Annotated in this window: 29 protein-coding genes; 20 read left to right on the top strand and 9 right to left on the bottom strand. The window is 40.9% G+C overall.

Annotation, left to right across the window (positions count from 1 at the left end; genetic code table 11):
• Positions 1-2 precede the first annotated feature (2 nt).
• From pstC to JNG37_RS05565, 8 genes are all read left to right on the top strand, one after another.
• Positions 3-920, top strand: coding sequence for a phosphate ABC transporter permease subunit PstC (gene pstC / locus JNG37_RS05600; protein ID WP_158455095.1), 918 nt, complete (start codon positions 3-5; stop codon positions 918-920).
• On the top strand, positions 910-1,794 hold the full coding sequence (pstA, locus tag JNG37_RS05595; protein WP_158455092.1) for a phosphate ABC transporter permease PstA: 885 nt from the start codon (positions 910-912) through the stop codon (positions 1,792-1,794). Before pstC ends, pstA begins: the two co-directional genes overlap by 11 nt.
• Positions 1,795-1,819: 25 nt before the next feature.
• A complete protein-coding gene (gene pstB / locus JNG37_RS05590; RefSeq protein ID WP_158455090.1) occupies positions 1,820-2,623 on the top strand; it encodes a phosphate ABC transporter ATP-binding protein PstB in 804 nt (267 codons plus the stop codon).
• 11 nt (positions 2,624-2,634) lie between these two features.
• Positions 2,635-3,393 (top strand): phosphate ABC transporter ATP-binding protein PstB, encoded by a 759-nt coding sequence (pstB, locus tag JNG37_RS05585; protein ID WP_158455087.1) that lies wholly within the window; start codon positions 2,635-2,637, stop codon positions 3,391-3,393.
• Positions 3,394-3,437: 44 nt separating this feature from the next.
• Complete coding sequence (gene phoU / locus JNG37_RS05580) at positions 3,438-4,094, top strand: phosphate signaling complex protein PhoU (protein ID WP_158455084.1); 657 nt, start codon at positions 3,438-3,440, stop codon at positions 4,092-4,094.
• 245 nt (positions 4,095-4,339) lie between these two features.
• Positions 4,340-4,693: a hypothetical protein gene (locus JNG37_RS05575; RefSeq protein WP_158455081.1), complete on the top strand. Its 354-nt coding sequence runs from the start codon at positions 4,340-4,342 to the stop codon at positions 4,691-4,693.
• Positions 4,694-4,814: 121 nt separating this feature from the next.
• Positions 4,815-5,489, top strand: a complete 675-nt coding sequence (locus tag JNG37_RS05570; protein WP_158455078.1) for a response regulator transcription factor — start codon at positions 4,815-4,817, stop codon at positions 5,487-5,489.
• Entirely contained in the window at positions 5,479-6,876 is a 1,398-nt protein-coding gene (locus JNG37_RS05565) for a sensor histidine kinase (RefSeq protein WP_158455075.1), read from the top strand. The genes JNG37_RS05570 and JNG37_RS05565 overlap by 11 nt, the downstream gene beginning before the upstream one ends.
• 103 nt (positions 6,877-6,979) lie before the next feature.
• Here the strand turns inward: JNG37_RS05565 and rpsT are convergent, their stop codons facing one another.
• Both rpsT and coaA read right to left on the bottom strand, forming a co-directional pair.
• Entirely contained in the window at positions 6,980-7,228 is a 249-nt protein-coding gene (rpsT, locus tag JNG37_RS05560; RefSeq protein WP_187321597.1) for a 30S ribosomal protein S20, read from the bottom strand.
• A gap of 58 nt (positions 7,229-7,286) precedes the next feature.
• The gene (coaA, locus tag JNG37_RS05555) at positions 7,287-8,207 is read right to left on the bottom strand and encodes a type I pantothenate kinase (RefSeq protein WP_158455069.1); all 921 of its coding nucleotides are present in this window, start codon (positions 8,205-8,207) and stop codon (positions 7,287-7,289) included.
• A gap of 108 nt (positions 8,208-8,315) precedes the next feature.
• Here coaA and JNG37_RS05550 point away from each other — a divergent pair, with 108 nt between their 5' ends.
• The 9 genes from JNG37_RS05550 to JNG37_RS05510 all read left to right on the top strand — a co-directional run bounded on the left by JNG37_RS05550 (position 8,316) and on the right by JNG37_RS05510 (position 17,213).
• Entirely contained in the window at positions 8,316-8,906 is a 591-nt protein-coding gene (locus JNG37_RS05550) for a class I SAM-dependent methyltransferase (protein WP_158455067.1), read from the top strand.
• Positions 8,903-10,180 carry a pyrimidine-nucleoside phosphorylase gene (locus JNG37_RS05545; protein WP_158455064.1) on the top strand — a complete coding sequence of 426 codons (1,278 nt, stop codon included), beginning with the start codon at positions 8,903-8,905 and terminating at the stop codon, positions 10,178-10,180. Before JNG37_RS05550 ends, JNG37_RS05545 begins: the two co-directional genes overlap by 4 nt.
• A 15-nt stretch (positions 10,181-10,195) precedes the next feature.
• Positions 10,196-10,858 (top strand): deoxyribose-phosphate aldolase, encoded by a 663-nt coding sequence (gene deoC / locus JNG37_RS05540; RefSeq protein ID WP_158455061.1) that lies wholly within the window; start codon positions 10,196-10,198, stop codon positions 10,856-10,858.
• Positions 10,845-11,234 carry a cytidine deaminase gene (locus JNG37_RS05535; RefSeq protein WP_158455058.1) on the top strand — a complete coding sequence of 130 codons (390 nt, stop codon included), beginning with the start codon at positions 10,845-10,847 and terminating at the stop codon, positions 11,232-11,234. Before deoC ends, JNG37_RS05535 begins: the two co-directional genes overlap by 14 nt.
• A gap of 83 nt (positions 11,235-11,317) precedes the next feature.
• Positions 11,318-12,379 carry a BMP family lipoprotein gene (locus JNG37_RS05530; RefSeq protein ID WP_158455055.1) on the top strand — a complete coding sequence of 354 codons (1,062 nt, stop codon included), beginning with the start codon at positions 11,318-11,320 and terminating at the stop codon, positions 12,377-12,379.
• A 134-nt stretch (positions 12,380-12,513) separates the two neighbouring features.
• On the top strand, positions 12,514-14,049 hold the full coding sequence (locus JNG37_RS05525) for an ABC transporter ATP-binding protein (RefSeq protein WP_158455052.1): 1,536 nt from the start codon (positions 12,514-12,516) through the stop codon (positions 14,047-14,049).
• Complete coding sequence (locus tag JNG37_RS05520; RefSeq protein WP_158455049.1) at positions 14,042-15,103, top strand: ABC transporter permease; 1,062 nt, start codon at positions 14,042-14,044, stop codon at positions 15,101-15,103. Before JNG37_RS05525 ends, JNG37_RS05520 begins: the two co-directional genes overlap by 8 nt.
• Position 15,104: 1 nt before the next feature.
• Complete coding sequence (locus JNG37_RS05515) at positions 15,105-16,058, top strand: ABC transporter permease (RefSeq protein WP_158455046.1); 954 nt, start codon at positions 15,105-15,107, stop codon at positions 16,056-16,058.
• Positions 16,059-16,679: 621 nt separating this feature from the next.
• Positions 16,680-17,213, top strand: coding sequence for a dihydrofolate reductase family protein (locus JNG37_RS05510; RefSeq protein WP_158455043.1), 534 nt, complete (start codon positions 16,680-16,682; stop codon positions 17,211-17,213).
• 34 nt (positions 17,214-17,247) lie between these two features.
• On the opposite strand, the gene JNG37_RS05505 is transcribed toward JNG37_RS05510, so the two are convergent.
• Complete coding sequence (locus JNG37_RS05505) at positions 17,248-18,231, bottom strand: L-lactate dehydrogenase (RefSeq protein WP_158455040.1); 984 nt, start codon at positions 18,229-18,231, stop codon at positions 17,248-17,250.
• Between the two features lie 190 nt (positions 18,232-18,421).
• Between JNG37_RS05505 and gyrA the strand changes: the two genes are divergently transcribed.
• From gyrA to radC, 3 genes are read left to right on the top strand one after another with little or no spacing between them, the layout of a single operon-like run.
• A complete protein-coding gene (gene gyrA / locus JNG37_RS05500) occupies positions 18,422-20,866 on the top strand; it encodes a DNA gyrase subunit A (protein WP_158455037.1) in 2,445 nt (814 codons plus the stop codon).
• Between the two features lies 1 nt (position 20,867).
• The gene (locus JNG37_RS05495; protein WP_158455342.1) at positions 20,868-21,611 is read left to right on the top strand and encodes a class A sortase; all 744 of its coding nucleotides are present in this window, start codon (positions 20,868-20,870) and stop codon (positions 21,609-21,611) included.
• A 56-nt stretch (positions 21,612-21,667) separates the two neighbouring features.
• Positions 21,668-22,360, top strand: coding sequence for a RadC family protein (radC, locus tag JNG37_RS05490; RefSeq protein WP_158455034.1), 693 nt, complete (start codon positions 21,668-21,670; stop codon positions 22,358-22,360).
• Here the strand turns inward: radC and JNG37_RS05485 are convergent.
• The 6 genes from JNG37_RS05485 to JNG37_RS05460 all read right to left on the bottom strand — a co-directional run bounded on the left by JNG37_RS05485 (position 22,357) and on the right by JNG37_RS05460 (position 26,479).
• The gene (locus JNG37_RS05485; RefSeq protein WP_158455031.1) at positions 22,357-22,992 is read right to left on the bottom strand and encodes a redox-sensing transcriptional repressor Rex; all 636 of its coding nucleotides are present in this window, start codon (positions 22,990-22,992) and stop codon (positions 22,357-22,359) included. The two genes, radC and JNG37_RS05485, sit on opposite strands and share 4 nt — an antisense overlap.
• Positions 22,993-23,137: 145 nt before the next feature.
• On the bottom strand, positions 23,138-23,338 hold the full coding sequence (locus JNG37_RS05480; RefSeq protein ID WP_158455028.1) for a DUF4649 family protein: 201 nt from the start codon (positions 23,336-23,338) through the stop codon (positions 23,138-23,140).
• A 2-nt stretch (positions 23,339-23,340) separates the two neighbouring features.
• Positions 23,341-23,688, bottom strand: coding sequence for a DUF1831 domain-containing protein (locus tag JNG37_RS05475; protein WP_158455025.1), 348 nt, complete (start codon positions 23,686-23,688; stop codon positions 23,341-23,343).
• Position 23,689: 1 nt separating this feature from the next.
• Positions 23,690-24,805: a cysteine desulfurase family protein gene (locus tag JNG37_RS05470; RefSeq protein WP_158455022.1), complete on the bottom strand. Its 1,116-nt coding sequence runs from the start codon at positions 24,803-24,805 to the stop codon at positions 23,690-23,692.
• Between the two features lie 8 nt (positions 24,806-24,813).
• Positions 24,814-25,791, bottom strand: a complete 978-nt coding sequence (locus JNG37_RS05465; RefSeq protein WP_158455019.1) for a ribose-phosphate diphosphokinase — start codon at positions 25,789-25,791, stop codon at positions 24,814-24,816.
• Between the two features lie 109 nt (positions 25,792-25,900).
• Positions 25,901-26,479, bottom strand: coding sequence for a CYTH domain-containing protein (locus tag JNG37_RS05460; RefSeq protein WP_158455016.1), 579 nt, complete (start codon positions 26,477-26,479; stop codon positions 25,901-25,903).
• Positions 26,480-26,600 lie beyond the last annotated feature (121 nt).

Genomic DNA, 26,600 nt, shown 5'->3' with positions numbered 1-26,600 from the left:
AAATGAACAATCAAAAACTTGCAAAAGAATTGAGTTCGCCTTCTAAAAACTCTCGCTTAGAGAAATTTGGTAAGGTTCTCACCTTCCTTTGCTTATCACTTATTGTGTTTATCGTTGCAATGATTTTGCTCTTCGTTGCACAACGTGGTCTATCCACTTTCTTTGTGGATGGCGTGAGCATTACAGACTTCTTATTTGGCACAAAATGGGAACCAAGTTCCAAGATCTTTGGTGCCCTCCCAATGATTTCAGGTTCCTTCATCGTTACCATTCTTTCGGCAGTTATTGCTACACCGATTGCAATTGGTGCAGCTGTCTTTATGACAGAAATTTCACCCAAACATGGAGCAAAGATTCTACAGCCAGTTATTGAATTGCTTGTAGGGATTCCATCTGTTGTTTATGGGTTTATTGGCTTGCAAATCGTCGTGCCATTCGTTCGTTCTATCTTTGGTGGAACTGGTTTTGGTATCTTGTCAGGTGTATTCGTACTCTTTGTTATGATTTTGCCGACAGTAACCTTTATGACAGTTGATAGTTTGCGTGCAGTACCACGTCACTATCGTGAAGCTAGTTTGGCTATGGGAGCAACTCGCTGGCAAACAATTTGGCGGGTTATCCTAAACGCTGCCAAACCAGGTATTTTTACAGCAGTTATCTTTGGTATGGCTCGTGCCTTTGGTGAAGCTTTGGCTATTCAAATGGTGGTGGGGAACTCGGCTGTGATCCCGACGTCATTGACAACCCCTGCGGCGACCCTAACATCTGTTTTGACAATGGGTATTGGTAACACTGTCATGGGTACAGTTCAAAACAACGTTCTTTGGTCTCTTGCCTTGGTACTCTTGGTGATGAGTCTGGTATTCAATATGGTTATGAAATTTATTACAAGAGAGGGTAAGAAAAACTATGCACGCTAAAAAAATGGACAAGCTTGCAACAGCGACACTTTACTCGATTGCAGGCATTATCGTTGTCATTTTGACAGCACTTATTCTCTTTATTCTGGTTCGTGGTTTACCACATATCAGTTGGTCTTTCCTAACAAGCAAATCTTCTTCTTATAAAGCAGGAGGAGGGATTGGGATTCAGCTTTACAACTCATTCTTCCTATTGGTTGTTACGTTGTTGATTTCAATTCCACTTTCTACTGGAGCTGGTATCTACTTGGCAGAATATGCTAAGAAAGGTCCTTTGACAAACTTTATCCGTACCTGTATCGAGATCTTGTCTTCTCTTCCATCTGTCGTAGTTGGTTTGTTTGGTTACTTGATTTTCGTTGTGCAATTTGAATACGGCTTCTCGATTTTATCTGGTGCCCTAGCTTTAACAGTCTTCAACTTGCCGCAAATGACACGGAACGTTGAAGATAGTTTGCGCCACGTTCACCACACGCAACGTGAAGCAGGACTTGCCCTTGGTTTGTCTCGTTGGGAAACAGTTCTTCACGTGGTAATTCCTGAAGCTCTTCCAGGTATCGTTACGGGTATTGTTTTGGCTTCTGGTCGTATCTTCGGTGAGGCAGCAGCTCTTATCTATACTGCAGGTCAATCTGCACCAGCTCTGGATTGGTCAAACTGGAACCCACTCAGTGTTACTAGTCCGATCTCTATTTTCCGTCAGTCTGAAACGCTGGCAGTGCATATCTGGAAAGTAAACAGTGAGGGAACCATTCCTGATGGAACGGAAGTAGCGGCAGGTAGTGCAGCAATCCTCCTCATCTTTATCTTGATATTTAACCTTTCTGCCCGTTACATCGGTAAGAAATTGCATTCAAAAATGACCTCTGCCTAAGAAGTCAATCAGTTAAGGAGATAAAATGGCAGATTATAACTGGAATGAACGCCATATCATTACCTTCCCTGAAGAGAACTTGGCTCTTTCAACCAAAGACTTACATGTCTATTATGGAAAGAATGAAGCAATCAAGGGAATTGATATGCAGTTCGAAAAAAATAAAATTACAGCCCTTATTGGGCCGTCTGGTTGCGGTAAATCGACTTACTTACGTAGTTTGAACCGCATGAATGACACCATTGATATTGCAAAAGTTACAGGTCAAATCCTCTATGAGGGAATCGACATCAACAAACCAGAAATGAATGTTTATGAAATTCGTAAGCATATTGGTATGGTGTTCCAACGTCCCAACCCATTTGCGAAATCAATTTACAACAATATCACCTTCCCACATGAGCGCGCTGGCGTAAAAGACAAGAAAGTCTTGGATGAAATTGTTGAAACATCACTTAAGCAAGCTGCACTTTGGGATCAGGTCAAAGATGATTTGCATAAATCAGCCTTGACCCTATCAGGTGGTCAGCAGCAACGTCTTTGTATCGCTCGTGCTATTTCGGTTAAACCAGAGATTTTGCTCATGGATGAACCTGCTTCAGCCTTGGATCCGATTGCAACGATGCAGTTGGAAGAAACTATGTTCGAGCTCAAGAAAAACTATACCATTATCATTGTGACGCACAATATGCAACAAGCTGCCCGTGCTAGTGATTACACAGCATTCTTCTACCTTGGGGATTTGATTGAGTATGATAAAACGACCAATATCTTCCAGAATGCTAAGTTGAAATCCACCAACGATTACGTTTCAGGTCACTTTGGTTAGAGAGGTAAAAAATGACATCACCTATTTTACAAGTAAAAGATTTGTCTGTTTACTATAACAAAAAGAAGGCCTTAAACAACGTTTCTATGGAGTTTTATCCAAATGAAATCACTGCCTTGATTGGTCCTTCTGGTTCAGGAAAATCGACTCTATTGCGTTCCATTAACCGCATGGGTGATTTGAACCCAGAAGTGACCTTGACAGGCGCCATTGACTACAACGGCAAAAATATTTATAGCCCACGTACGGATACAGTTGATCTCCGTAAGGAAATTGGGATGGTTTTCCAGCAGCCAAACCCATTCCCAATGTCTATCTATGAGAATGTGGTCTATGGTTTGCGGATTAATGGGGTAAAAGATAAGGCTATCTTAGATGAAGCAGTTGAGAAATCCTTGATTGGTGCTTCCATCTGGAACGAAGTGAAAGATCGTTTGCATGATTCTGCCATTGGTTTATCTGGAGGTCAGCAACAGCGTGTCTGTGTAGCTCGTGTTTTGGCCACAAGTCCAAAGATTATCCTTTTGGATGAGCCGACATCAGCTCTTGACCCAATTTCCGCAGGGAAAATCGAAGATACCTTGTATGGCTTGAAGGACAAATATACTATGGTATTGGTAACACGTTCGATGCAACAAGCCTCACGGATTTCAGATCGAACAGGTTTCTTCCTAGATGGTGACTTGATTGAGTACAACAAAACCAAGGAAATGTTCTTGAATCCTGCCCACAAAGAAACTGAAGACTACATCACAGGTAAATTTGGATAAGCCTGTATTCCGCGTCCGACTGGACTGTAAAAAGGAGAAAAGATATGTTAAGAACACAATTTGAAACCGAATTGGACAAATTGCACAATCAATTCTATGCAATGGGCAATGAAGTGGTTGTACAGATCAACAATGCCGTCCGCGCTTTTATCACTCATGACCGTGAATTGGCAAAAGAAGTCATCGAAGCTGACAAGAAAATCAACGAGTTTGAAATCAAGTTGGAGAAGAAATCACTTGAGATTATTGCCCTTCAGCAACCTGTATCAACTGACCTTCGTACAGTTATCACCGTTTTGAAGGCAACCAGCGACATGGAGCGTATGGGCGACCATGCGGTGTCGATTGCAGAGGCGACTATTCGTATGAAGGGCGAAGTACGCAGCCAGATTGTTGAGGAAGAAATCAATAAAATGGGGCGCGAAGCTCGTAAATTGGTAGAAGCAGCGCTTGATTTGTACTTGAACGATGCTGATGTGGAGCAAGCTTATGAAATTGCTGCTCATGATGAATTGATCAATGCTCACTATGATCGTATTCGTGATTTGGCAACAGAAGAAATCAAGAAGAATCCGGATGCGTTGATTGCTGGTCGAGATTATTTCCAAGTGATTTCGTATTTGGAACGTATTGGAGACTATGCTAAAAATATCTGTGAATGGGTTGTTTACCTTAAAACAGGTCATATTACTGAACTTTAAAAAGAGCCGAAAGGCTCTTTTTTTACCAATAATTTTAGATTGATTTAAGTTAAGGGCAGTATAATTTTCCCATAAGCAAAGAAAGGAGATGACAAAATGCAACAACTAAAATCAAATTATATTCGTGCCTTCCTGCTTTTATCAGGATGTAAATTTCTCTTAGTAGCTCTTTTTATCATCACTCATCCAAGCTTAGCCGACTTTTTTGGTCAACTATATTCATAAGAAAAGAGGTATACTCATTCATGTCAATCATTGAAAAAGCCAAGGCTCATCCGAAAACATTGTTAGCTACTGTTGCGATTGCAAGTTTGACAGCTGGCTTTGCCGGTGGAATGGGTATTGGGAAACTGTCAACTGCAACTGCCCAATCAGCCTTGGCTAACCAAGCATTGCAACAAGGAACTGTTCCACCAACTGGAACAGAGCAAGGGATGATACCTCCGGATCGTGCTGGAAGAGGTATGACTCCACCAGATGTGACAAGTGGGGTGACAGCATCATCCACAACAACCAACCCTAATTCTTCCGATGCAGTAAATGCTTTAAAAGAAAAAAACCAGGAAATCAAGGCCCAGATTGAAAGCAGTAATCAGTAAGTAAATCTATTTATGAAATGTCAATTCCATGATATAATGAATTGGCACAATAATTCCAATCACAATGTTGAAGCCAACCAACTCAAAGTTGATTGAACGGATTATACAAAGGGGAAAAGGTATGATAAAGATTTTGCTTGTAGAGGACGATCTTAGTTTATCTAATTCAGTATTTGATTTTTTAGATGATTTTGCAGATGTGATGCAAGTTTTTGATGGTGATGAAGGCTTGTATGAAGCCGAATCAGGTGTTTACGATTTAATTCTCCTTGACTTGATGTTACCAGAAAAAGATGGTTTCCAAGTCTTGAAAGAACTGCGTGAAAAAGGAGTGACGACTCCAGTACTGATTACGACTGCAAAGGAAAGTTTGGATGATAAGGGACATGGTTTTGAATTGGGGGCAGATGATTATCTGACAAAACCATTCTACTTAGAAGAGCTAAAAATGCGGATTCAAGCCTTGCTAAAACGCTCTGGAAAATTTAACGAAAACATTCTGACTTATGGAGATATGACAGTGGATCTTGCGACCAATTCTACGCATGTAGATGGGAAAGAGGTTGAACTTCTAGGGAAGGAGTTTGATTTATTGGTCTATTTCTTGCAAAATCAAAACGTTATCTTACCAAAAACACAAATTTTTGACCGTATTTGGGGATTCGATAGTGACACAACCATCTCAGTTGTCGAAGTATATGTGTCGAAAATTCGTAAAAAATTGAAAGGTTCAGCATTTGGTGAGAATCTACAGACTCTCCGAAGTGTTGGTTACATTTTGAAAAATGTTGACTAAATCAAAAAAACTTTTTTCAACGGATAATTTTTCGTATTTTATCCGTTATTTTGCTGTTTTTACATTGATTTTTGTCTCGATGACCATCATGATTTTCCAAGTCATGCGCGCGACCATGTATCGCTCATCAGATGAAAATTTTCAACTAATTGCCAGTGACCCTGGCATGATTATGGGATTTGCCATGGCGAGGGGGCTTTCACCGGATGTCGATGTGGTCTTTGAGCAATCCAATCAAGAATCGACTACCTCATCAGAGACGGAGTCATTTGAAACGACTAGTTCTTCTTCAAAGCAGAATTTTATGCCTCCCTATCAGCCACAGACAAAAATTCGTCTCAATACCAATTACCATATCATTCTTTTTGATGGAGAAGGTAATCGTTTGAATGCGGTTGATGATGTCTCAGGTCTTGCTGATGTTTCACTGAATACCAAGGATTTGAATCAGATCGAAGAAATAGAAGTGACTACGGCATTTGAGGATGTGGAGTACTATCGGACGATGACGATTCAATTGGACAGTTCAACCTATGCGGCCTATTCCGATTTAGGAGTGGAGTATGCGACGATTTTATTCAATACGAGTCAAATCAAGTCTTCGATTGCATCCTATGAAACAACAGTAGTGGTTGTGATGATCAGTTTCTGGTTAATTTCGATATTTGCTAGTTTTTATCTAGCCAATCTGAGCATGCGTCCTATTTTGATTAGCTTTCAAAAGCAGAAGGATTTTGTGGAAAATGCTAGCCATGAATTACGTACACCCTTGGCTGTGTTGCAGAATCGCTTGGAAAGTCTTTTCCGTCATCCAGAGGCAACCATTCTAGAGAGTAGTGAAAATATTGCCTCCAGTTTGGAAGAAGTACGAAATATGCGCCTATTGACAACAAATTTACTCAATCTTGCGCGTAGGGAAGATGGTCTGAAGCCTGATTTAACTGAAGTTGGTCCAGAATTTTTTGAAGATGTTTTTGAAAATTATGGCATTATTGCTGAAGAAAATGGCAAGGAATTGACCGTTACCAATCATGTTCATCAATTGGTGAAAACGGATAAGGTTCTTTTAAAACAACTGATGACCATTTTATTTGATAATGCCATGAAATATTCCGATGAAGATGGGAAGATTGAATTGACAGTCTTTATTAAAGACCGCAATCTACACTTGCTTGTCTCTGATAATGGAATCGGTATTAGTGCAGAAGATAAGAAGAAAATCTTTGATCGTTTTTATCGAGTTGATAAGGCGCGTACACGCCAAAAAGGTGGGTTTGGATTGGGCTTATCTCTCGCCAAACAAATTGTACAGTCTTTAAATGGCGATATTCAAGTAAAAAACAACCAACCAAAAGGAACTGTTTTTGAAGTGAAATTGCCAAGATAAAATCAGCCAGTATAGTATACTGGCTGATTTCTTTTGATTATGTGACGGTAGAGCAGTTGAGCACTTTTTTTGAAAAATAAAAAAAGCCCAAGGGCTCTTTCTATTAAGCAAGTTTTGATGCAAGACGTGCTTTATCGCGGCTCGCTTTGTTTTTGTGAATCAAACCTTTTGTTTCTGCTTTATCGATAGCTGAACTTGCAGCGCGGTAAAGCTCTTCAGAAGGGTTAGCTTCGAATGCTTTGATTGCAGTACGCATAGCTGATTTTTGAGCTGAGTTTTTCTCGTTTTGTTTAACGTTCAATTCAGCGCGTTTGATAGCTGATTTAATGTTTGCCAATGGTTTCACCTCCACCCTTTTCTGTACTAACTATACCATTATATCTGAAAATATCCTGTTTGACAAGAGAAATTTATTTTTTTAAGAAAATTTCATCGATTTCATGATTTTGCCCCTTATGAAGGATAATGTCTGCACGATTTCGAGTCGGTTCGATGTAACGTACCAAATTGGCTAAGTTGATATTGGTCCAAGTGTCATGAGCAACAGCTAAAATCTGGGTAAAGGATAGGCGGGTAAAGCGATGATAGTAGTTGTTTGGATCGTTCTTCGCTCGAGAGAGTAGTTTTTGGAATCGTTCGATGTACCAATTTTCAATATCCTTGACATCAGCATCAACATAGATAGATAAATCAAAATAATCGCTAACATAAAGGCGCTGGTTTTGTGGATTTTGGAAGACATTGATACCTTCAACGATTAAGAAATCGGGATTGGAAATCAATTGACCTTGGTCGCTTACGATATCATAGACCTCATGGGAATAGACAGGTATTTGAACATCGTCTCCATTTTTTATATGATCTAAAAAATCAAGCAGCAGCTCCATATTATAGGATTCTGGAAACCCTTTTCGGTTCAAAATGCCTCGCTCTTCTAAGATGGCGTTAGGATAAAGGAAACCATCTGTTGTAACCATTTCAACTTTGGCATGTTTAAAGGTGCGGGTTAAGAGAATTTGCAAAAGGCGACTTGTAGTTGATTTTCCAACAGCAACGCTTCCTGAAATGCCAATGATGAATGGCTGAGATTTGATTTTTTTCTGCAGGAAGAGACTTTTTGAAAAGGATAGGTCTTCACTTGCTTTCTTATGAATACGGATTAGATTAATAAGCGGAAGATAAACGTCCAAGACTTCTTGGAGGCTAATTTTATCGTTAAAACTTTTAATCGAATTCAATTCTTCCTCTGTTAAAGGCACGGTTGTATTGCGGTGGAGTTGTTGCCAAGTTTTACGGCTGATTTTCTCAAAATTCATAAATTCGTTTTTCATAGCCTTATTGTAGCACGATTTTTCTGTCAAGTAAAACGCATGTAACCGTTTTTAGTAAATAGGGGTAAAACTCTTGTAAACGTTTTTAGTAAATGTTATAATAGGAACATGTCTAATATGTATTTCGAAAATAATCCCGATTTAGCACATGATATTCATGAACTCCAGGTCCAATTGCTGGGACACAACTTCAGATTACGAACTGATGCAGGTGTCTTTAGTAAGAAAATGGTTGATTATGGAAGTCAGGTGCTTTTAAGCGCCCTTGAAGTTGATGAGGGAGCACGATTATTAGACGTTGGATGTGGCTATGGTCCATTGGGACTCAGTTTGGCACAGGCCTACCAACTGGAAGTCACTATGGTGGATATTAATAACCGTGCGATTGAATTGGCAAAATGGAACGCAGAAACAAATGGAATTCAAGTAACCATCTTCCAATCTGATCTATATCAAGCTGTTCAAGGGCAATTTGATGCTGTTATTTCTAATCCACCGATTCGAGCAGGTAAAACTGTAGTTCACCAGGTTATCACAGGAGCAAAAGAGCACTTGAAATCAGGTGGACGACTGACAATTGTCATCCAGAAAAAGCAGGGAGCACCAAGTGCCAAAGCTAAAATGGAAGAAACGTATGGCAATTGTGAAATTATCAAAAAAGACAAAGGATACTATATCCTCGAAAGTGTGAAAGAATGAGAACAGTTGATTTAATTCAAAAAAAACGTGATGGCTTGGAATTAAGTACGGAAGAAATTCAATGGTTGATCGATGGCTACGTTGATGGAAGTGTTCCAGATTATCAAATGTCAGCATTGGCGATGGCGATTTATTTCCGTGGTATGTCAACTCGAGAGATTTCAGATTTGACAATGGCTATGGTTCATTCAGGTGATGAGATTGACTTATCCGCTATCCCAGGTATCAAAGTAGATAAGCATTCGACAGGTGGTGTGGGAGACAAGGTGACCTTGATTTTAGCCCCACTTGTTGCAAGTTTTGGTGTGCCAGTCGCAAAAATGAGTGGCCGTGGTTTGGGTCATACTGGCGGAACCTTGGATAAATTGGAGTCTATCAAAGGCTACAAAATCGAAGTCAACCAAGAAGATTTTATCAAACAAGTTCAGGAAACAGGTATTGCAGTTATTGGCCAATCTGATAACTTAGTAAAGGCTGATAAACTTCTTTATGCTCTTCGAGATGTGACGGCAACAGTAGATATTATTCCATTGATTGCAAGTTCTGTTATGTCTAAGAAAATCGCTGCTGGAGCAGACGCCATTCTCTTAGATGTGACAGTTGGAGAAGGTGCCTTCATGAAAAATATTGAAGATGCTCGTATTCTCGCACAAACAATGGTGGATCTAGGTAAGGCAGTCGGTCGTAAAACAGTTGCAGTATTGACAGATATGTCTCAACCTGTAGGTCGGGCAATTGGTAACCGTCTTGAAATCTTAGAAGCTCTTGAGATTCTTCAAGGGAAGGGGCAAGAAGATGTTTCTGAGTTTATTTGTGAACTGGCTCAGATTATGCTCAGTCTTGCAAATGTAGAGAAATCACTTGAAGAAGTTCACCAACACCTTGTTAACGGTGCTGCCTTGAAGAAATTTGAGGAAATGGTTGTTGCTCAAGGAGGTGATTTGGACGATCTCTATCGTGCCGTTCAAGTTAGTCACCAAGTAGATGTCCTGGCGGAAGAAGAAGGGTATATCGCAGCCCTTCCAGCCTTGGAATTTGGTTTGTTCGCTATGAAACTGGGTGCAGGACGTGCTGTTAAAACGGATGAACTAGACTATGAAACAGGTATTGTCTTCCATAAAAAAGTTGGGGAAGCCGTAAGTCCTGGACAAGCGATTGCAACAATTTATGCTAATGAAAATATTTCGGAAAATATGCTTACAAATTTCCGAAAAAATGTTAAAATAGAAGCAGAAAGAGTAAATACGAAAGAAATTCTAGAAATTATTTCGTAATGTACGGAGAATCACATGAAATTAAATAAATATATTGACCACACCGTTTTGAAGCCTGAGACGAGTCAAGTCCAAGTTGAACAGGTTTTAGCAGAGGCAAAAGAGTACGACTTTGCAAGTGTCTGCATCAATCCAACTTGGGTGGCTTTTGCAGCTAAAGGTTTAAAAGATAGCGATGTAAAAGTATGTACTGTTATCGGCTTCCCTCTGGGTGCGAGTACCCCAGCTGTGAAGGCATTTGAAACCAAAGATGCTATTGCAAATGGTGCTGATGAAATCGATATGGTGATCAATATCGGCGCTCTGAAAGATAAGAATTACGACCTTGTTTTAGAAGATATCAAGGCAGTAGTAGAAGCGAGCGGAGACAAACTTGTCAAAGTCATCATTGAAGCTTGTCTATTAACTGATGAAGAAAAGGTAAAAGCTTGTGAATTGTCAAAAGAAGCTGGTGCTGATTTTGTGAAGACTTCAACTGGCTTTTCAACTGGAGGTGCAACTGTTGAAGATGTTGCACTTATGAGAAAAACTGTTGGACCTGATATGGGGGTTAAAGCATCAGGAGGTGCACGTTCATACGAAGATGCTATTGCCTTTATCGAAGCAGGTGCAAGCCGTATCGGTGCTTCATCTGGTGTTGCGATTATGAAGGGAGAAAAGGCGGATGGCGACTACTAATTTAATTGACAAACTTGTCGAAAATAGTCAGTTTGCCTATGTCCCTTATTCGCATTTTCCAGTTAGTGCACTTCTTGTGACAAAGTCTGGTGAAATCTATACTGGTGTTAATATAGAAAATGCTAGTTTTGGATTGACCAATTGTGCCGAACGTACTGCCATCTTCAAAGCCGTTTCAGAAGGTGTTCTTGATTTCACTGAAATTTTGATTTATGGTGAAACAGAGCAGCCGATTTCACCTTGTGGCGCTTGTCGTCAAGTGATGGTAGAATTTTTTAATCCTGATCTCAAAGTGACCTTGGTCGCTAAAGATAAATCGACAGTCGAGACGACAGTCGGGGAATTACTTCCATACTCTTTTACAGATCTTAAATAGATTTGTAAGCAGTCTTATGACTGAGAAACCATTGCACTGCAACTCGTGTTGCGAAAAAGAAATTTTTTTAGGAGGGTTCAGAAATGAACAAGAAACTTGTTGGTTTGGGTGTTGTATCACTCGCTGCGCTTACGCTTGCTGCTTGCGGTAGCCGTACTTCTAATAGCTCATCAAGCGAATCATCTTCAGACTCAGCAGTAAAAGCTGCTATTGTTACTGACGTTGGTGGTGTTGATGACCGTTCATTTAACCAGTCAGCTTGGGAAGGTATGACAGCTTGGGGTAAAGAAAATAGTTTGACTGAAAACACAGACTATACTTACTTCCAATCAGCTAGCGAATCAGATTACGTAACAAACCTTGATTCAGCAGTTTCAGGTGGATACAACTTGATCTTTGGTATTGGTTTCGCTTTGGAAAGTGCGATTGCTGAAGTTGCTCCAAACAACCCAGACACTCACTATGTTATCGTTGACTCAGTTGTTCCTGACCAAGATAACGTTGTTAGCGTAGGATTTGCTGACCATGAAGCTTCTTACCTTGCTGGTGTTGCTGCAGCTAAATCAACTAAGACTAACCACATTGGTTTCATCGGTGGTATGGAAGGTGTGATTATTGACCGTTTTGAAGCTGGTTTCGTAGCCGGTGCAAAATCAGTTAACCCAGACATTAAGGTAACTGTTGACTATGCAGGTTCATTTGCTGACGCAGCTAAAGGTCAAACACTTGCTGCTGCTCAATACGCAGCAGGTGCTGACGTAATCTTCCACGCTTCAGGTGGTACTGGTAACGGTGTATTTGCCGCAGCTAAATCAGAAAACGAAACTCGTAATGAAGCAGACAAAGTTTGGGTTATCGGTGTTGACCGTGACCAATCTGCAGAAGGTGAATACACATCTAAAGATGGCAAATCTTCTAACTTCGTATTGGCTTCAACTTTGAAACAAGTTGGTACATCTGTTAAAGATATCGCAAACAAAGCGCTTGCTGGTGAATTCCCTGGAGGAGAAGTTCTTCAATTCACTCTTGCTGACGGTGGTGTAGAATTGGCTGAAACTAACCTTTCAACTGAAGCATCAGAAGCAGTTGCAGCTGCTAAAAAAGCAATCTTGGATGGTTCTGTAACTGTTCCAGAAGCTCCATAATCTTTTATTAAACGAATTCCGAATCGGCGGCCGAACTCGGTCGCCCTTTTCGGACTGAGAATTTTTCTCAGTAAAGCTTATCACTCTGTGGTAGGTTTTACTGACAAAAATGATAGTCAGAAAGGAAGAAGATTATGACTAAGGATTACGTCATTGAAATGCGCGAAATCACAAAAATATTTGGTGAATTCGTCGCAAATGACCACATCAATTTGAATGTCAAACGTGGTGAAATCCATGCCCTTCTTGGTGAGAATGGTGCCGGCAAATCAACATTGATGAATATGCTTGCAGGTTTGTTGGAACCAACAAGTGGCGAAATTGCAATTAATGGACAAGTGGTTTCAATTGATTCCCCTTCAAAAGCTGCCCACCTGGGAATTGGGATGGTTCACCAGCACTTTATGTTGGTTGAGGCATTTACAGTTGCAGAAAATATCATTCTTGGTTCTGAAACGACTAAGGGTGGTGTGATTGATATCAAAAAGGCAATCGAAGACATTAAAGAATTGTCTGAGCGTTATGGCTTGGAAGTTGATCCTACGGCAAAAGTTGCAGATATTTCTGTCGGGGCTCAACAGCGTGTCGAAATCCTCAAAACACTTTACCGTGGTGCAGACCTCTTGATTTTCGATGAACCGACGGCTGTACTGACTCCTGCGGAAATTGCAGAGCTTCTTAAGATCATGAAGAAATTGATTGAAGAAGGCAAATCCATCATCTTGATTACCCACAAATTGGATGAAATTCGTGCCGTTGCGGACCGTGTAACGGTCATTCGCCGTGGTAAGTCTATCGAAACAGTTGAGGTTGCTGGTGCTACAAACCAGGATTTGGCTGAATGGATGGTAGGCCGTACCGTTTCTTTTAAAACAGAAAAAGTAGCTTCAAATCCAAAAGAAGTGATTCTGGATATTAAAGACTTGGTGGTAAATGAAAACCGTGGAGTTCCTGCAGTTAAAGGTTTGAATCTTCAAGTGCGAGCAGGTGAAGTTGTCGGTATTGCAGGTATTGACGGAAATGGTCAAAGTGAATTGATCCAAGCTATCACAGGCTTACGTAAAGTTAAATCTGGCGAAATTCTCATCAAAGGAGAAAATATTGTCGGAAAAACGCCTCGTAAGATCACAGAGATGCAAGTCAGCCATGTTCCTGAAGACCGCCATCGCGATGGATTAGTCCTTCAAATGTCAGTTGCAGAGAATATTGCTTTGCAAACCTACTACAAAGAACCAAATTCGAAAAATGGTATCTTGAACTATGCGAAAATCAATGAAAAAGCCCGTCAATTGATGGAGGAGTTTGATGTTCGCGGTGCAAGTGAATTGGTCCCTTCTAAAGCTTTGTCTGGTGGTAACCAGCAGAAAGCTATTATCGCTCGAGAAATCGACCGAAACCCTGATTTGCTCATCGTCAGCCAGCCAACACGTGGTTTGGACGTTGGTGCAATTGAATATATCCGTAAACGCTTGATTGGAGAACGTGATAAAGGAAAAGCTGTCCTTGTAGTCAGCTTTGAATTGGACGAAATTCTAGATGTTTCTGATAGAATTGCTGTTATCCATGATGGTTCAATTCATGGCATTGTAGATCCTGCTACAACCAATAAGCAGGAGTTAGGTGTCTTGATGGCAGGCGGAAAATTAGAGAAGGGAGAAGGTCATGCCTAAGAAATTTCAAAATGTTGCCCTACCTTTACTAGCCGTTCTTTCAGGACTCTTGCTTGGGGCCATTATCATGCTTGTGTTTGGTTACGATCCAATTTGGGGTTATGAAGAGTTATTCTATTCTGCATTTGGTTCTGTAAAATCTATCGGTGAAATATTCCGTGCTATGGCACCACTTGTTTTCACGGCCCTTGGTTTTGCAGTCGCTAGCCGAGCAGGTTTCTTCAACGTTGGTCTTTCTGGTCAAGCTCTTGTTGGCTGGGTATTTGCTGGATGGTTTGCTCTAGAAAATCCTGAAATGTCACGTCCAGTTTTGATTCTTGCAACAGTTGTAATCTCAATGGTTGCTGGAGGTATTGCTGGAGCAATTCCAGGCATTCTTCGTGCTTATCTTGGAACCAGTGAAGTCATTGTGACCATTATGATGAACTATATTCTTCTGTACTCATGTAACTATTTGATTCGTGATGTCTTTGCAGAAAATTTAATGAAAAATACTGACTCAAGTGTCAACGTTTCAGTTAATGCTTCCTACCAAACAGAATGGTTGCGTGCTCTTACAGATAACTCACGGATGAACCTTGGTATTTTCTTTGCTATTATCGCGGTTCTTGTGATTTGGTTCCTATTAACTAAAACAACTCTCGGATTTGAAATTCGTTCGGTTGGTTTGAACCCAACGGCTTCGGATTATGCTGGTATGTCAGCAAAACGTACAATCATCCTATCGATGATTATCTCAGGTGCTCTTGCAGGGTTAGGAGGAGCAGTTCAAGGTTTGGGAACTTTCCAAAATGTCTATATTCAAGGTGGAAGTTTGGATATTGGTTTTGATGGTATGGCAGTTGCCTTGCTAGCTTCTAACTCACCGCTTGGTATTCCATTTGCAGCTTTCCTATTTGGTGTCCTTTCGATCGGTGCTCCAGGTATGGTTCGTGCACAAATTCCTTCAGAGTTAATCAACGTTGTGACAGCTTCCATCATTTTCTTCATTGGTGTCAAATTCATTTTCGAACAATTATTGAAACCAAGAAACAAAGCGAAAGGAGCGAAATAAGATGAATACAACTATACTTGCTTTACTCGTTTCGCAAATGCTCATTTATTCTGCACCATTGATTTTCACAAGTCTGGGTGGTGTCTTCTCTGAAAGAGCCGGTATTGTTAACGTCGGTCTGGAAGGGATCATGGTAATTGGTGCTTTTGCAGGCGTTGTTTTCAACATCGAGTTTGCAGAAGTTTTTGGTAAATCCACTCCACTTTTGGCTATTTTGGTCGGTGGACTTGCTGGTTTGCTGTTTTCTATCATTCATGCAACAGCAACTATTTATTTCCGTGCAGACCACGTTGTTTCTGGTACGGTACTAAACCTTTTGGCGCCAGCTTTAGGAGTATTCCTTGTCAAAGTTATTTATAATAAGGGTCAAACAGACAGCATTCGCGAGTCATTTGGTAAATTCTCTTTCCCAGTCTTGGCAGATATTCCTCTGATTGGAGATATTTTCTTCAAAAATACGAGTTTGATGGGGTATGTGGCTATTGCAACAGCTTTCCTTGCTTGGTTTATCTTGTATAAGACAAAATTTGGATTGCGTTTGCGTTCGGTTGGTGAGCACCCACAAGCAGCTGATACTCTTGGTATCAATGTTTACCTCATGCGTTTTTCTGGCGTTATTATTGCCGGATTCTTAGGTGGTGTAGGTGGTGCTGTTAGTGCACAATCTGTAAACATCAACTTCTCAGCAACGACAATCGTTGGTTCAGGTTTCATTGCTCTGGCAGCGGTAATCTTTGGTAAATGGAACCCAATTGGTGCTATGTTAGCCAGCCTCTTCTTTGGTTTGTCACAAAGTTTGGCAGTTATCGGAAGCCAGTTACCAGGTTTGAAAGATATTCCAACTGTTTATCTTCAAATCGCACCATATCTCATTACAGTAGTTGCTCTCTCAGCTTTCTTTGGAAAAGCAGTCGCACCTAAAGCCGACGGCGTCAACTATATCAAATCGAAGTAAAAAAACAACCCTGTTGGGTTGTTTTTTCACGAGCATGAAAATAGGAAGGTGAGTAAAGGTCCAGTGGACCTTTTTATCATGAGCTTGAGAACCAAGAGCGAATAACAACCCTGTTGGTTGTTTTTTCACGAGCATGAAAACAGGGAGCGAGTAAAGGTCTGGTGGATTGAAACAGTTCAGTGAACTGTTTCAACCTGAGCCAAGAAATGAAAAAGCGAAGTACAGTTCAGTGAACTGTTTCAACCTGAGCCAAGAAATGAAAAAGCGAAGTACAGTTCAGTGAACTGTTTCAACCTGAGCCAAGAAATGAAAAAGCGAAGTACAGTTCAGTGAACTGTTTCAACCTGAGCCAAGAAATGAAAAAGCGAAGTACAGTTCAGTGTACTGTTTCAACCTGAGCCAAGAAATGAAAAAGCGCGGTACAGTTCAGTGAACTGTTTCAACCTGAGCCAAGAAACGTAAAAGCGAGGTACAGTTCAGTGAACTGTTTCAGTTTTATATTTGAATGAAGAAGGAGTGGTACGACTAGAGCTTTAATTGATGCATTGCTAGTTTCTACTTCTGACGGTCGATATTTTTTATGATATACTAGGTTACTGTTTATTTATTCGGAGGACTATTATGGCTAGAAGTTTGGTGTTGAATATTGCCATGAGTTTGGACGGTTTTATCGCTCGAACAGACGGGACTTATGATTGGATAGAAGGGCATGGAACTGCTCAGTATGACACTGCACTGCAATTCGATAATCCTGCATTTTTCAGCGGTTGCGATACGGTCATCATGGGGCGAAAATCACTGGAAGACTGCCCCTTGGAGATGATTGAGGGCTATCAGGATAAAGAGTTTATCATTGCCAGTCGTGTTGAACAGGCTGATTATGAGAATGTTCGATTTGTACAGGATATTGTTGCGGAGATTGAACGACTTCGGGCAGAAGAAGGTAGTGACATTTGGCTTTTCGGAGGAGCAGGGCTTGTACAGACCTGTTTGGAAGCCAAATTGATTGACCATTTCATCATCGGCATTATTCCAACAATCTTAGGAGAAGGGATTTCCCTTTTTGACAAACTACCAGAGGAGCAGAGGTTGACCTTGGTAGAGTCAACAGTTACAGACGGAATTGCTATGTTGCGTTATGACGTACGAGCATAGAAAAAAGGTGAACCTGAGGTTCACCTTTTCATTTTTAGTTTTTAACGCCAGCAGCAATTTCTGGGTTAGCGAAAGCATCGTCAATGATGTCTTTCAATTGTTTAGCAGATGCTTGCATTTTTTGCAATTCTGATTCGTTCAATGGGATGTTTACTGGACGAACGATACCGTGTGCACCGATGATAGCTGGTTGACCGATGAAGACATCTTCAACACCTTCGTATTGACCAGCTTGGTAAACTGACAATGGAAGTACTGCTTTTTCATCGTCAAAGATTGCTTTAGTGATACGGGCAAGAGCTACACCGATACCGTAGTAAGTTGCACCTTTTTTGTTGATGATAGAATAAGCTGCATCACGAACAGATACAAACAAGTCAACAAGGCCTTGCTCGTCGATGTCGCGGTTGTCTTGCAACCAGTCGTACAATTTCACACCCGCAACGTTAGCGTGTGACCAAACTGCAAATTCAGAGTCACCGTGCTCACCCATGATGTAGGCGTGAACAGAACGTGCATCGATGCCAATTTTGTCAGCCAAGGCTTGACGGAAACGAGCTGAGTCAAGTGAAGTACCTGAACCGATAACGCGTTCTTTAGGGAAACCTGAGAATTTCCAAGTTGAGTAAGTCAAAACGTCAACTGGGTTAGCAGCAACGAGGAAGATACCGTTGAAACCTGATTTAACGATTTCTGTAACGATTTGTTGGTTGATACGGAGGTTTTTCTCTACCAACTCAAGACGAGTTTCACCTGGTTTTTGTGGCAAACCTGCTGTCAATACAACCAAGTCTGCATCGTGAGCGTCAGAGTACTCAGCAGAGTAGATTTTTTTAGGTGAAGTGAAGGCTAATGCGTGGCTCAAATCTTCTGCGTCACCTTGTGTACGGTCTTTGTTGATATCGATGATACCCAATTCTTGACCAATACCTTGGTTAACAAGAGCGTAAGCATAAGCAGAACCTACGGCACCGTCACCGACAAGGATTACTTTTTTGTGTTGTTTAGTTGCAGTCATGTTCTAAACATCTCCTTAGTTTTATTGTGGGAGTAAATCCCTAACAGATAACATTCTAGCACTTTTTGTGCCTTTTGTCACTTGTTAATCGGTCTTTGAAAATGTTTACATTGCTATTCATTGGCAAGAAATTTAAGCCTATTTGTGATATAATAGACTAGATAAATACTGTGGAAAAGAGACTGATTGAATGCAGGATAAAAACCTAGTAAATGTAAATTTAACCAGTGAAATGAAGACATCATTCATTGACTATGCGATGAGTGTCATCGTTTCACGTGCCCTGCCAGATGTTAGGGATGGACTCAAACCAGTTCATCGTCGCATTTTGTATGGAATGAACGAGTTGGGCATTACACCAGATAAGCCTCATAAGAAATCTGCCCGTATTACAGGGGATGTAATGGGTAAATACCACCCTCACGGGGATGGGGCTATTTATGAAGCTATGGTCCGTATGGCGCAGTGGTGGAGCTATCGCCATATGCTAGTTGATGGGCATGGGAACTTCGGTTCCATGGACGGTGACGGTGCCGCTGCTCAACGTTATACCGAAGCCCGCATGAGCAAGATTGCTTTGGAGATGCTTCGTGATATTAACAAAAATACTGTTAACTTTGCTGACAACTACGATGCAAGCGAGCGGGAACCAGAGGTTCTGCCAGCACGTTTTCCAAACCTTTTGGTCAATGGTACAACAGGTATTGCAGTTGGTATGGCGACCAATATTCCGCCACATAACTTAGGTGAGACCATTGATGCAGTTCACTTGTTGATGGACAATCCTGAAGCCACAACGAGAGAAATCATGGAGGTATTGCCTGGGCCTGACTTCCCAACAGGTGCATTGGTGATGGGTAAATCGGGTATCCATCGTGCCTATGATACAGGTAAGGGTTCCATTACCCTTCGTTCACGTACAGAAATCGAAGAATATGGAAATGGTCGTGAGCGAATTGTAGTAACTGAATTTCCATATATGGTCAACAAGTCCAAGGTGCAAGAGCACATTGTCCGTTTGGTCCAAGAAAAGCGGATTGATGGTATTACAGCTGTTCGAGATGAGTCAAACCGCGAGGGTGTCCGTTTTGTTATCGAAGTTCGCCGAGATGCTTCTGCCAATGTCATTTTGAACAACCTCTTCAAGTTGACTCAGTTGCAGACCAACTTTAGTTTCAATATGTTGGCTATTCAAAATGGTGTTCCTAAAATTCTCTCTGTTCGCCAGATTTTAGGAGCCTATATTGAGCACCAAAAAGAAGTCGTAACTCGTCGGACACAATTTGATAAGGAAAAAGCAGAGGCACGTGCTCATATTTTGGAAGGCTTGCTGATTGCCCTTGACCACATCGACGAAGTGATTCGCATTATCCGTAATTCAGAAACGGATGCCATTGCCCAGGCAGAATTGATGGAAAAATTCAACCTATCTGAGCGTCAAAGTCAAGCTATTCTGGACATGCGTCTGCGTCGTTTGACAGGATTGGAACGTGATAAGATTCAGTCAGAGTACGATGATTTGGTGGCATTGATTGCTGATTTGGCAGATATTCTTGCGAAACCAGAACGTGTCGTTTTGATTATCAAGGAAGAATTGGAAGAAGTCAAACGTAAGTATGCAGATCCACGCCGAACAGAATTGATGGTTGGCGAAGTTCTCTCGCTAGAAGATGAAGATTTAATCGAAGAAGCGGACGTATTGATTACCTTGTCAAATCAAGGCTATATCAAACGTCTTGCGCAAGATGAATTCCAAGCACAAAGACGTGGAGGCCGTGGCGTACAAGGGACAGGTGTCAAAGATGATGACTTTGTCCGTGAATTGGTATCGACCAGCACCCATGACCGTCTCTTGTTCTTCACCAATAAAGGCCGTGTTTACCGACTCAAAGGCTATGAAATTCCAGAGTATGGCCGTACTGCTAAAGGTTTGCCAATTGTCAACCTCTTAAAACTAGAAGAAAACGAGTCTATTCAGACCATCATTAACGTTACTAAGGATCAAGAAGCAGACCACTATCTCTTCTTTGCAACGCGTCAAGGTTTGGTCAAACGAACAAGTGTGTCAGAATTTGGCAATATCCGTCAAAATGGTCTGAAAGCTTTGAACTTGAAAGATGATGATGAGCTGATTAATGTTTTCTTAACAGATGGTCAAGCAGATATCATCATGGGAACCAAGTTTGGCTATTCGGTACGCTTTACGGAAACTGCCGTTCGAAATATGGGACGAACAGCAACGGGGGTTCGAGGTATTACCTTACGTGACCAAGACCATGTTGTTAATGCAACCGTCGTTTCAGAAGATCAAGAAGTTCTGGTCTTGACTGAAAATGGTTACGGGAAACGAACCCCTGCCAGCGAATACCCTACAAAAGGCCGTGGCGGTAAAGGGATGAAGACTCTCAAAGTGGCAGAGAAAAATGGCTACCTTGCTGGTCTAACTACAGTTAATGGTGATGAGGATATTATGGTCATTACAGATACAGGTGTCATTATCCGAACCAGTATTGCCAATATTTCGCAAACAGGTCGTTCGACTATGGGTGTTAAAGTCATGCGCTTAGACCAAGATGCACACATTGTGACATTTGCTTTGGTAGACGCAGCTGATGAAAAGGAAACTGAGGAATAAGATGGGAAAAGACCAAACAACAAAAAAGAAGCGCTCCTCTCTTTGGAGAAATATTCTATCGGGAATTTTGATTATTCTTGCGCTCTGCTTGATTTTTAATAGCTCTATTCGAAATATGATTATCGCCTGGAACAGTAATCGTTATCAGGTGACACAGGTGTCTGAAGAGGAAATTGAGCAAAACAAACAAGCAAGCTCTACTTTTGATTTCGAACAAGTAGAATCTATTTCAACTGAAGCAGTTTTGAAGGCCCAGTGGGAAGCTCAAAACTTGCCTGTAATTGGTGGAATTGCGATTCCAGATTTAAAAATTAACCTGCCGATTTTTAAAGGTTTGGACAATGTAGCGCTTATGTACGGAGCCGGTACCATGAAAGAGAACCAGGTTATGGGGAAAGGCAATTACGCTCTTGCTAGCCACCATATATTTGGAATGGCTGGAGCTAGTGAAACCTTATTTTCACCTCTGGAACATGCAAAAGAGGGGATGAAAATCTACTTGACGGACAAAACAAATGTTTATGCCTATGTTGTAACTAGTGTTGAAGTTGTGACACCAGAAAGCGTCTATGTGATTGATGATGTTGAAGGGAAGAACCAAGTAACGCTTGTAACTTGTGAAGATGCAGCAGCCACTATGCGAACCATTGTCAAAGGAGAGCTTGAGACGGTAACAGCTTTTGATGAGACAGATGCAGAGATTTTAGATTCATTTGAAATTTCTTACAATCAAATTCAAATTTAAAAAGAGAGCCTTGCTCTCTTTTTTTTCGAATAGAAGAAGTAGGAGGAGGAGAAATAATGTATAGTATTTCATTTCAACAGAATTCATTATTACCAAGAGAGCGACTTCTGGAAGTAGGACCTGAAGGACTTAGTAATCAAGAATTGCTGTCTATTTTTATTCGAACCGGCACCAAGCAGCATCCAGTCCAGGAATTGGCTACAAAAATCCTAAAAGAGGTGGATCATCTGGCAAATTTGAAGGGAATGTCCATCGAAGAATTACAAGCGATCTGCGGAATTGGTCGCGTCAAAGCAATTGAAATTCAAGCCATGATTGAATTGGGGCGTAGAATTCACCAGTCTGAAATCACTCTCCAACAAAAAGTTTTAGGCAGCGAAAAACTAGCTTCTCGCATGATGCAGGAGTTGGGAGATAAAAAGCAAGAGCATCTGGTAGCTATTTATTTGGATACCCAAAACCGCATTATTCAGCAGAAAACGATTTTCATCGGAAGTGTCAATAAGTCCATCGCAGAACCAAGAGAGATCCTCTACTATGCTGTCAAAAACATGGCAACAAGTGTGATTATTGTTCATAATCATCCATCTGGCTCTGTTCAGCCAAGTAAGAATGACCTCTTGTTTACGCAGGCATTAAAAAAGTCCTGCAATATGCTAGGACTTGTGCTTTTGGACCATCTAATTGTTGGAAAGTCGCGTTATTTTAGTTTTCGAGAAGAGGGGGAATTGGTTGATGCCTTCAACTAGTCTTTTCTCATAAAGTAGAGCAAGGTTTGTAGTTCACTTGTCAAATCAACGTACTGGACTACAACATCTTTTGGAACAGAGAGATTGACAGGTGAAAAGCTCAGAATGCCTTTTACACCAGCAGCCACTAAGATATTTGCAACCTCTTGTGCCTTATTACTTGGGACAGTTAAGATGGCAGTTTGTGACTTGGCTTCCTTGATTTTTTCTTCAATTTCAGAAATCGCATAGATAGGAATTCCTGCATCCACAGTTCCAACTGCAGGATTTTCATCTGCTTCAAAGGCCATCACGATTTTCATTTTATTGCGCTCATGGAAGCGATAGTGAAGTAGGGCTCGTCCCATATTACCAACTCCGACAAGCATAACATTAGTAATGGAATTATCGTTTAGGATGTCTGCGAAAAATTCCATTAGTTTTTTCACATCATAACCGAAACCACGGCGACCTAATTCACCGAAATAAGAAAAGTCCCTTCTGACAGTTGCGGCATCAATACCAATGGCTTCAGCGATTTCTTTGGAACTAGCTTTTTCAATATTTTCTGCATTAAAGCGTTTAAAAATACGGTAGTAGAGCGACAGACGCTTGGCTGTTGCTCTTGGGATAGACGATTTTTCGTTCTTCACTCGATATTCTCCTTCAGTTTCTAAAAATATTTTAGAGTAAGTTTGTGAATATTGCAACAGATTAGCTTGGAAAATGACAAGAAAAATCTGGTTTTCCAAAAGCAGAGGATTTGTGAAATCGTTGCTAAGAAAACCAGATAGTTGATTATAGACTTTGTAAAAAGTGGTAAACTTGACCAATCGAACCAGTAAAGCCCAAGTCCTCACTGTCTTTTGTCAGTGACAGAACAGGATAGTAATCGGGTAAGGTAAGGCAGCCAGAAAATGCTAGCTGAGCAGCTGCCAAATCAGGAAACTCTTGACTTCGAACTTGCTGATAGGCATCTTTATAGGTAATTTTAATCATATTTATCTCTCAATCTTGTTGAAGATATTTCGATCAACAAGACTTTCTAGCAAAAAGTAAAATTTTTCTTGAATAACGGGGTTGCTATTTTCTTTGAAGATATTGACAATACGCAAACCGGATTGGTCTGTAATATTGATTTTAAAGGCAGTCAAATCTTTATTAATAATGATTTTCAACAGAAATCCTTTTTTTGAATTTGGAATTTCTTCAAGAAGGCGAGTTAATTGAAAATGCCCTGCCTTGGTTTCTTCGAAAGTGGTGTCCTTTAAAGTATATTTTTTAATCTGAGGACTGATCTCGTAGGTATATAAACAGTCTTTCAAGCTGACGGATGTTTCAAAAGCCATATTAAACTCCTAATATAAGTGATAGTTGGTGAATTAATTGATCAATTTCTTCCTTGGTGTTGGATTCCGCCAAGCTAATCCGGAGGGATTCTTTCAAACGATGCGACTTCTTACCGTATAGCGCTTCTAAAACGTGACTGGTTTGGATGACACCAGAGGTACAGGCAGAGCCACTAGAGAGGGCAATACCTGCTAAATCAAGCCGCATAAGTACCTGTTCATTAAGCGTATCTGGTAAACCAACATTCAAGACATATGGAAGATGATTCTTTGGTAAATTTAGATAATGGGGGAGTGGACTCAGCTGTTCAAGCAAATAGTCTTTTAAATCTTGGACAAGCTTCGTATTGCTCTCCATGTTTTCTAACTGCTGTGTCAAGGCTGTTGCCATAGCAGCAATACCTGCAAGGTTTTCAGTTCCGGCTCGACGTTGTCCCTCCTGCTTGCCTCCGTGTATCAAGGCATGGAAATGCATGTCAGCGGCAAAGAGAAAACCGACCCCTCTAGGTCCATGAAATTTATGGGCCGATGCTGAAAGAAAATCAACAGCTAGATTTGTTAGCTGAATCGGTAGTTTGCCGATAGCCTGGACGGCATCCACGTGGAAGCGAGCTGGGTGATCAGCAAGAACTGTGGCAATCTCTTCGATGGGAAGAATCATACCAGTTTCATTATTTACATACATGATTGAAACGAGAATGGTATCAGCTCTTAGTGCATCTTTCACTTGTTGAGCCGATATGCTACCCTCTACTGGTTGAAGATAGGTTACCTCAAAACCGTGTTGTGTTGCTAAATAGTCCATGGTTTCCAAAACGGAATGGTGTTCGATAGCAGTGGTTATCAGGTGTTTTCCCTTACTTTGGTTAGCTAAGGCATAGCCTTTAATGGCGAGATTGTTGGCTTCAGACCCTCCAGATGTAAAGATAATCTGATCAGCATGAACACCAATAGCAGTTGCGATAGTTTGTCGTGCTTGACGCAATTCTTTATGAGCCAATCTGCCCGCACTATGAATACTGGATGGATTGCCATAAACTGTTTGGGCGATGGATAAATAAGTTTTTAAGGCTGCTGATGACATGGGAGTCGTTGCAGCATGGTCGAAATAAATCAAACAATCTCCTAGTTGTTTTTTTCAGGATGAGCGACATTGAAGAGCGGGCTGATAGGACGGCGTTCTTGGATACGAATAATGGCATCCGCAATCAAGTCACTTGCAGTAAGGAAAGCAATATTTTTTGGATGTTGTTCTTTGCTTGCAACAGAGTCTGTTACTAAAATTTCTTTGATAGGTGCTTGATCTAAGAGTTGAGCAGCAGTTCCAGCGAATAAGCCATGGCTAGCAACTGCATAAATTTCAGTAGCTCCACCTTCTTGAACAATTTTAGCGGCTTCTGAGAAGGTTTTACCTGTATTTAGGATATCATCAATTAAAATCGCACGTTTACCGGCAACATCGCCGATAATATACCCTTCTGCACGATCAGAATCATCTTGAGCGTAGTCGATAATGGCAATTGGAGAGTCCAAATGCTCAGCTAATCCACGCGCACGCTTGATTCCAGAATTTTTTGGACTGACGATAACAACATCTTCACCACACAGCCCTTTTTCCAAGTAGTGGCTTGCAAAAAGAGGTACAGTAAAGAGGTTGTCGACTGGAATGTCGAAGAAACCTTGAACTTGAACTGCATGAAGGTCAAGTGTCAAAACGCGGTCCACGCCAGCTTTCACCAGCATGTTGGCTACCAATTTTGCTGTGATTGGTTCACGAGGAGAAGCTGTACGATCTTGACGAGCGTAGCCAAAGTAAGGCATAACAACGGTAACGGTGTTAGCTGATGCACGTTTGCAGGCATCAACCATGATGAGTAGTTCCCAGAGGTGGTTATTTACTGGGTAGCTAGTAGATTGGATGATATAAACGTCAACACCACGAACACTTTCTTCAATGTTGATTTGGATCTCTCCATCAGAGAATTGACGTGACGAGACCTTTCCAAGTGGAATGCCAGCAGACTGAGCAATTTTTTCTGCAATCTGAGGATTTCCGTTAAGAGTAAATAGTTTGATTTGCTTGTCACCGTATGGCTGTACCATGAAATAAACTCCTTTTTTGTTTTCAACTCTGTCCAAGCCTTTTGGACTCTAACTGTTTTCTATTTTATCAAAAAAATCCATATTTTTCAGTAAAAAAATCTATTGTCCTTTATTTTGCGGACAATAGATTTTTTGCTGTTCGCGCTACTTTGCTCTGAGCATAGCGAAATGGAATGTCATGTTTGGCCAGAAAGTCTTGGAAATCTTTTTCCCCTTTGCTAGCTTGTTGAACTTCAAGTTCTAGTTCAAAATCAATCTGATCACCATAAGTATTTTTGTCTAAGGCCATCAAGCCAATGTCAGATTCCATTTCCTTTCGTTGGGTGGTAAGGGAGCCCCAGACAGATAAGGGGAGGTGATTCAGATGTTTTTGTTCAAGGCAGGCTTTGACGGGGCCGTCCGGCAACTGAAAATTTTCAAGAAGTCCTTTAGCCTCTTTTAGTTCCAGTACTTGGTTGATTTCCAAATTGCCGATTTCCTGTGGAATTTTTAAAGTCAATTCTGCCTGCTCAACAAAGGTACGAATACGGAGAGAGCATCTGTTGGTTCTCAATTGAAAATCTGGACTATCAATGTAGTGATTAGTCTGCTTGACCAAAGGAACATTCTGAAATAAGGGCAGGAGTGCCTGATAATCCGCTGGTGAAAGCAGTGTTTTAAACTCAATTTCTAAATTTGTCTTGTCCATTCTTTTTTCCTCAATTTATTTCAAAATATTATACACCAAAAAAATGATTCTGACTAGTTTATAAGCTAGAAAGATGCACTGGAAAAGGAAAAATCATAGCTGTGATTTCAGGCTATTTATA

It is taken from the genome of Streptococcus suis, from assembly GCF_016775005.1.
In the GTDB taxonomy this organism is placed as follows: Bacteria; Bacillota; Bacilli; order Lactobacillales; family Streptococcaceae; genus Streptococcus; species Streptococcus suivaginalis.
Note: the sequence above shows the minus strand (reverse complement) of the source record. Positions and strands in the feature narration are given on the sequence as shown.

Coding starts and splice junctions, on each gene's coding strand:
- pstC (WP_158455095.1), top strand. CDS start 3: ATGAACAATCAAAAACTTGCAAAAGAATTGAGTTCGCCTTCTAAAAAC.
- pstA (WP_158455092.1), top strand. CDS start 910: ATGCACGCTAAAAAAATGGACAAGCTTGCAACAGCGACACTTTACTCG.
- pstB (WP_158455090.1), top strand. CDS start 1,820: ATGGCAGATTATAACTGGAATGAACGCCATATCATTACCTTCCCTGAA.
- pstB (WP_158455087.1), top strand. CDS start 2,635: ATGACATCACCTATTTTACAAGTAAAAGATTTGTCTGTTTACTATAAC.
- phoU (WP_158455084.1), top strand. CDS start 3,438: ATGTTAAGAACACAATTTGAAACCGAATTGGACAAATTGCACAATCAA.
- JNG37_RS05575 (WP_158455081.1), top strand. CDS start 4,340: ATGTCAATCATTGAAAAAGCCAAGGCTCATCCGAAAACATTGTTAGCT.
- JNG37_RS05570 (WP_158455078.1), top strand. CDS start 4,815: ATGATAAAGATTTTGCTTGTAGAGGACGATCTTAGTTTATCTAATTCA.
- JNG37_RS05565 (WP_158455075.1), top strand. CDS start 5,479: ATGTTGACTAAATCAAAAAAACTTTTTTCAACGGATAATTTTTCGTAT.
- coaA (WP_158455069.1), bottom strand. CDS start 8,207: ATGAAAAACGAATTTATGAATTTTGAGAAAATCAGCCGTAAAACTTGG.
- JNG37_RS05550 (WP_158455067.1), top strand. CDS start 8,316: ATGTCTAATATGTATTTCGAAAATAATCCCGATTTAGCACATGATATT.
- JNG37_RS05545 (WP_158455064.1), top strand. CDS start 8,903: ATGAGAACAGTTGATTTAATTCAAAAAAAACGTGATGGCTTGGAATTA.
- deoC (WP_158455061.1), top strand. CDS start 10,196: ATGAAATTAAATAAATATATTGACCACACCGTTTTGAAGCCTGAGACG.
- JNG37_RS05535 (WP_158455058.1), top strand. CDS start 10,845: ATGGCGACTACTAATTTAATTGACAAACTTGTCGAAAATAGTCAGTTT.
- JNG37_RS05530 (WP_158455055.1), top strand. CDS start 11,318: ATGAACAAGAAACTTGTTGGTTTGGGTGTTGTATCACTCGCTGCGCTT.
- JNG37_RS05525 (WP_158455052.1), top strand. CDS start 12,514: ATGACTAAGGATTACGTCATTGAAATGCGCGAAATCACAAAAATATTT.
- JNG37_RS05520 (WP_158455049.1), top strand. CDS start 14,042: ATGCCTAAGAAATTTCAAAATGTTGCCCTACCTTTACTAGCCGTTCTT.
- JNG37_RS05515 (WP_158455046.1), top strand. CDS start 15,105: ATGAATACAACTATACTTGCTTTACTCGTTTCGCAAATGCTCATTTAT.
- JNG37_RS05510 (WP_158455043.1), top strand. CDS start 16,680: ATGGCTAGAAGTTTGGTGTTGAATATTGCCATGAGTTTGGACGGTTTT.
- JNG37_RS05505 (WP_158455040.1), bottom strand. CDS start 18,231: ATGACTGCAACTAAACAACACAAAAAAGTAATCCTTGTCGGTGACGGT.
- gyrA (WP_158455037.1), top strand. CDS start 18,422: ATGCAGGATAAAAACCTAGTAAATGTAAATTTAACCAGTGAAATGAAG.
- JNG37_RS05495 (WP_158455342.1), top strand. CDS start 20,868: ATGGGAAAAGACCAAACAACAAAAAAGAAGCGCTCCTCTCTTTGGAGA.
- radC (WP_158455034.1), top strand. CDS start 21,668: ATGTATAGTATTTCATTTCAACAGAATTCATTATTACCAAGAGAGCGA.
- JNG37_RS05480 (WP_158455028.1), bottom strand. CDS start 23,338: ATGATTAAAATTACCTATAAAGATGCCTATCAGCAAGTTCGAAGTCAA.
- JNG37_RS05475 (WP_158455025.1), bottom strand. CDS start 23,688: ATGGCTTTTGAAACATCCGTCAGCTTGAAAGACTGTTTATATACCTAC.
- JNG37_RS05465 (WP_158455019.1), bottom strand. CDS start 25,791: ATGGTACAGCCATACGGTGACAAGCAAATCAAACTATTTACTCTTAAC.
- JNG37_RS05460 (WP_158455016.1), bottom strand. CDS start 26,479: ATGGACAAGACAAATTTAGAAATTGAGTTTAAAACACTGCTTTCACCA.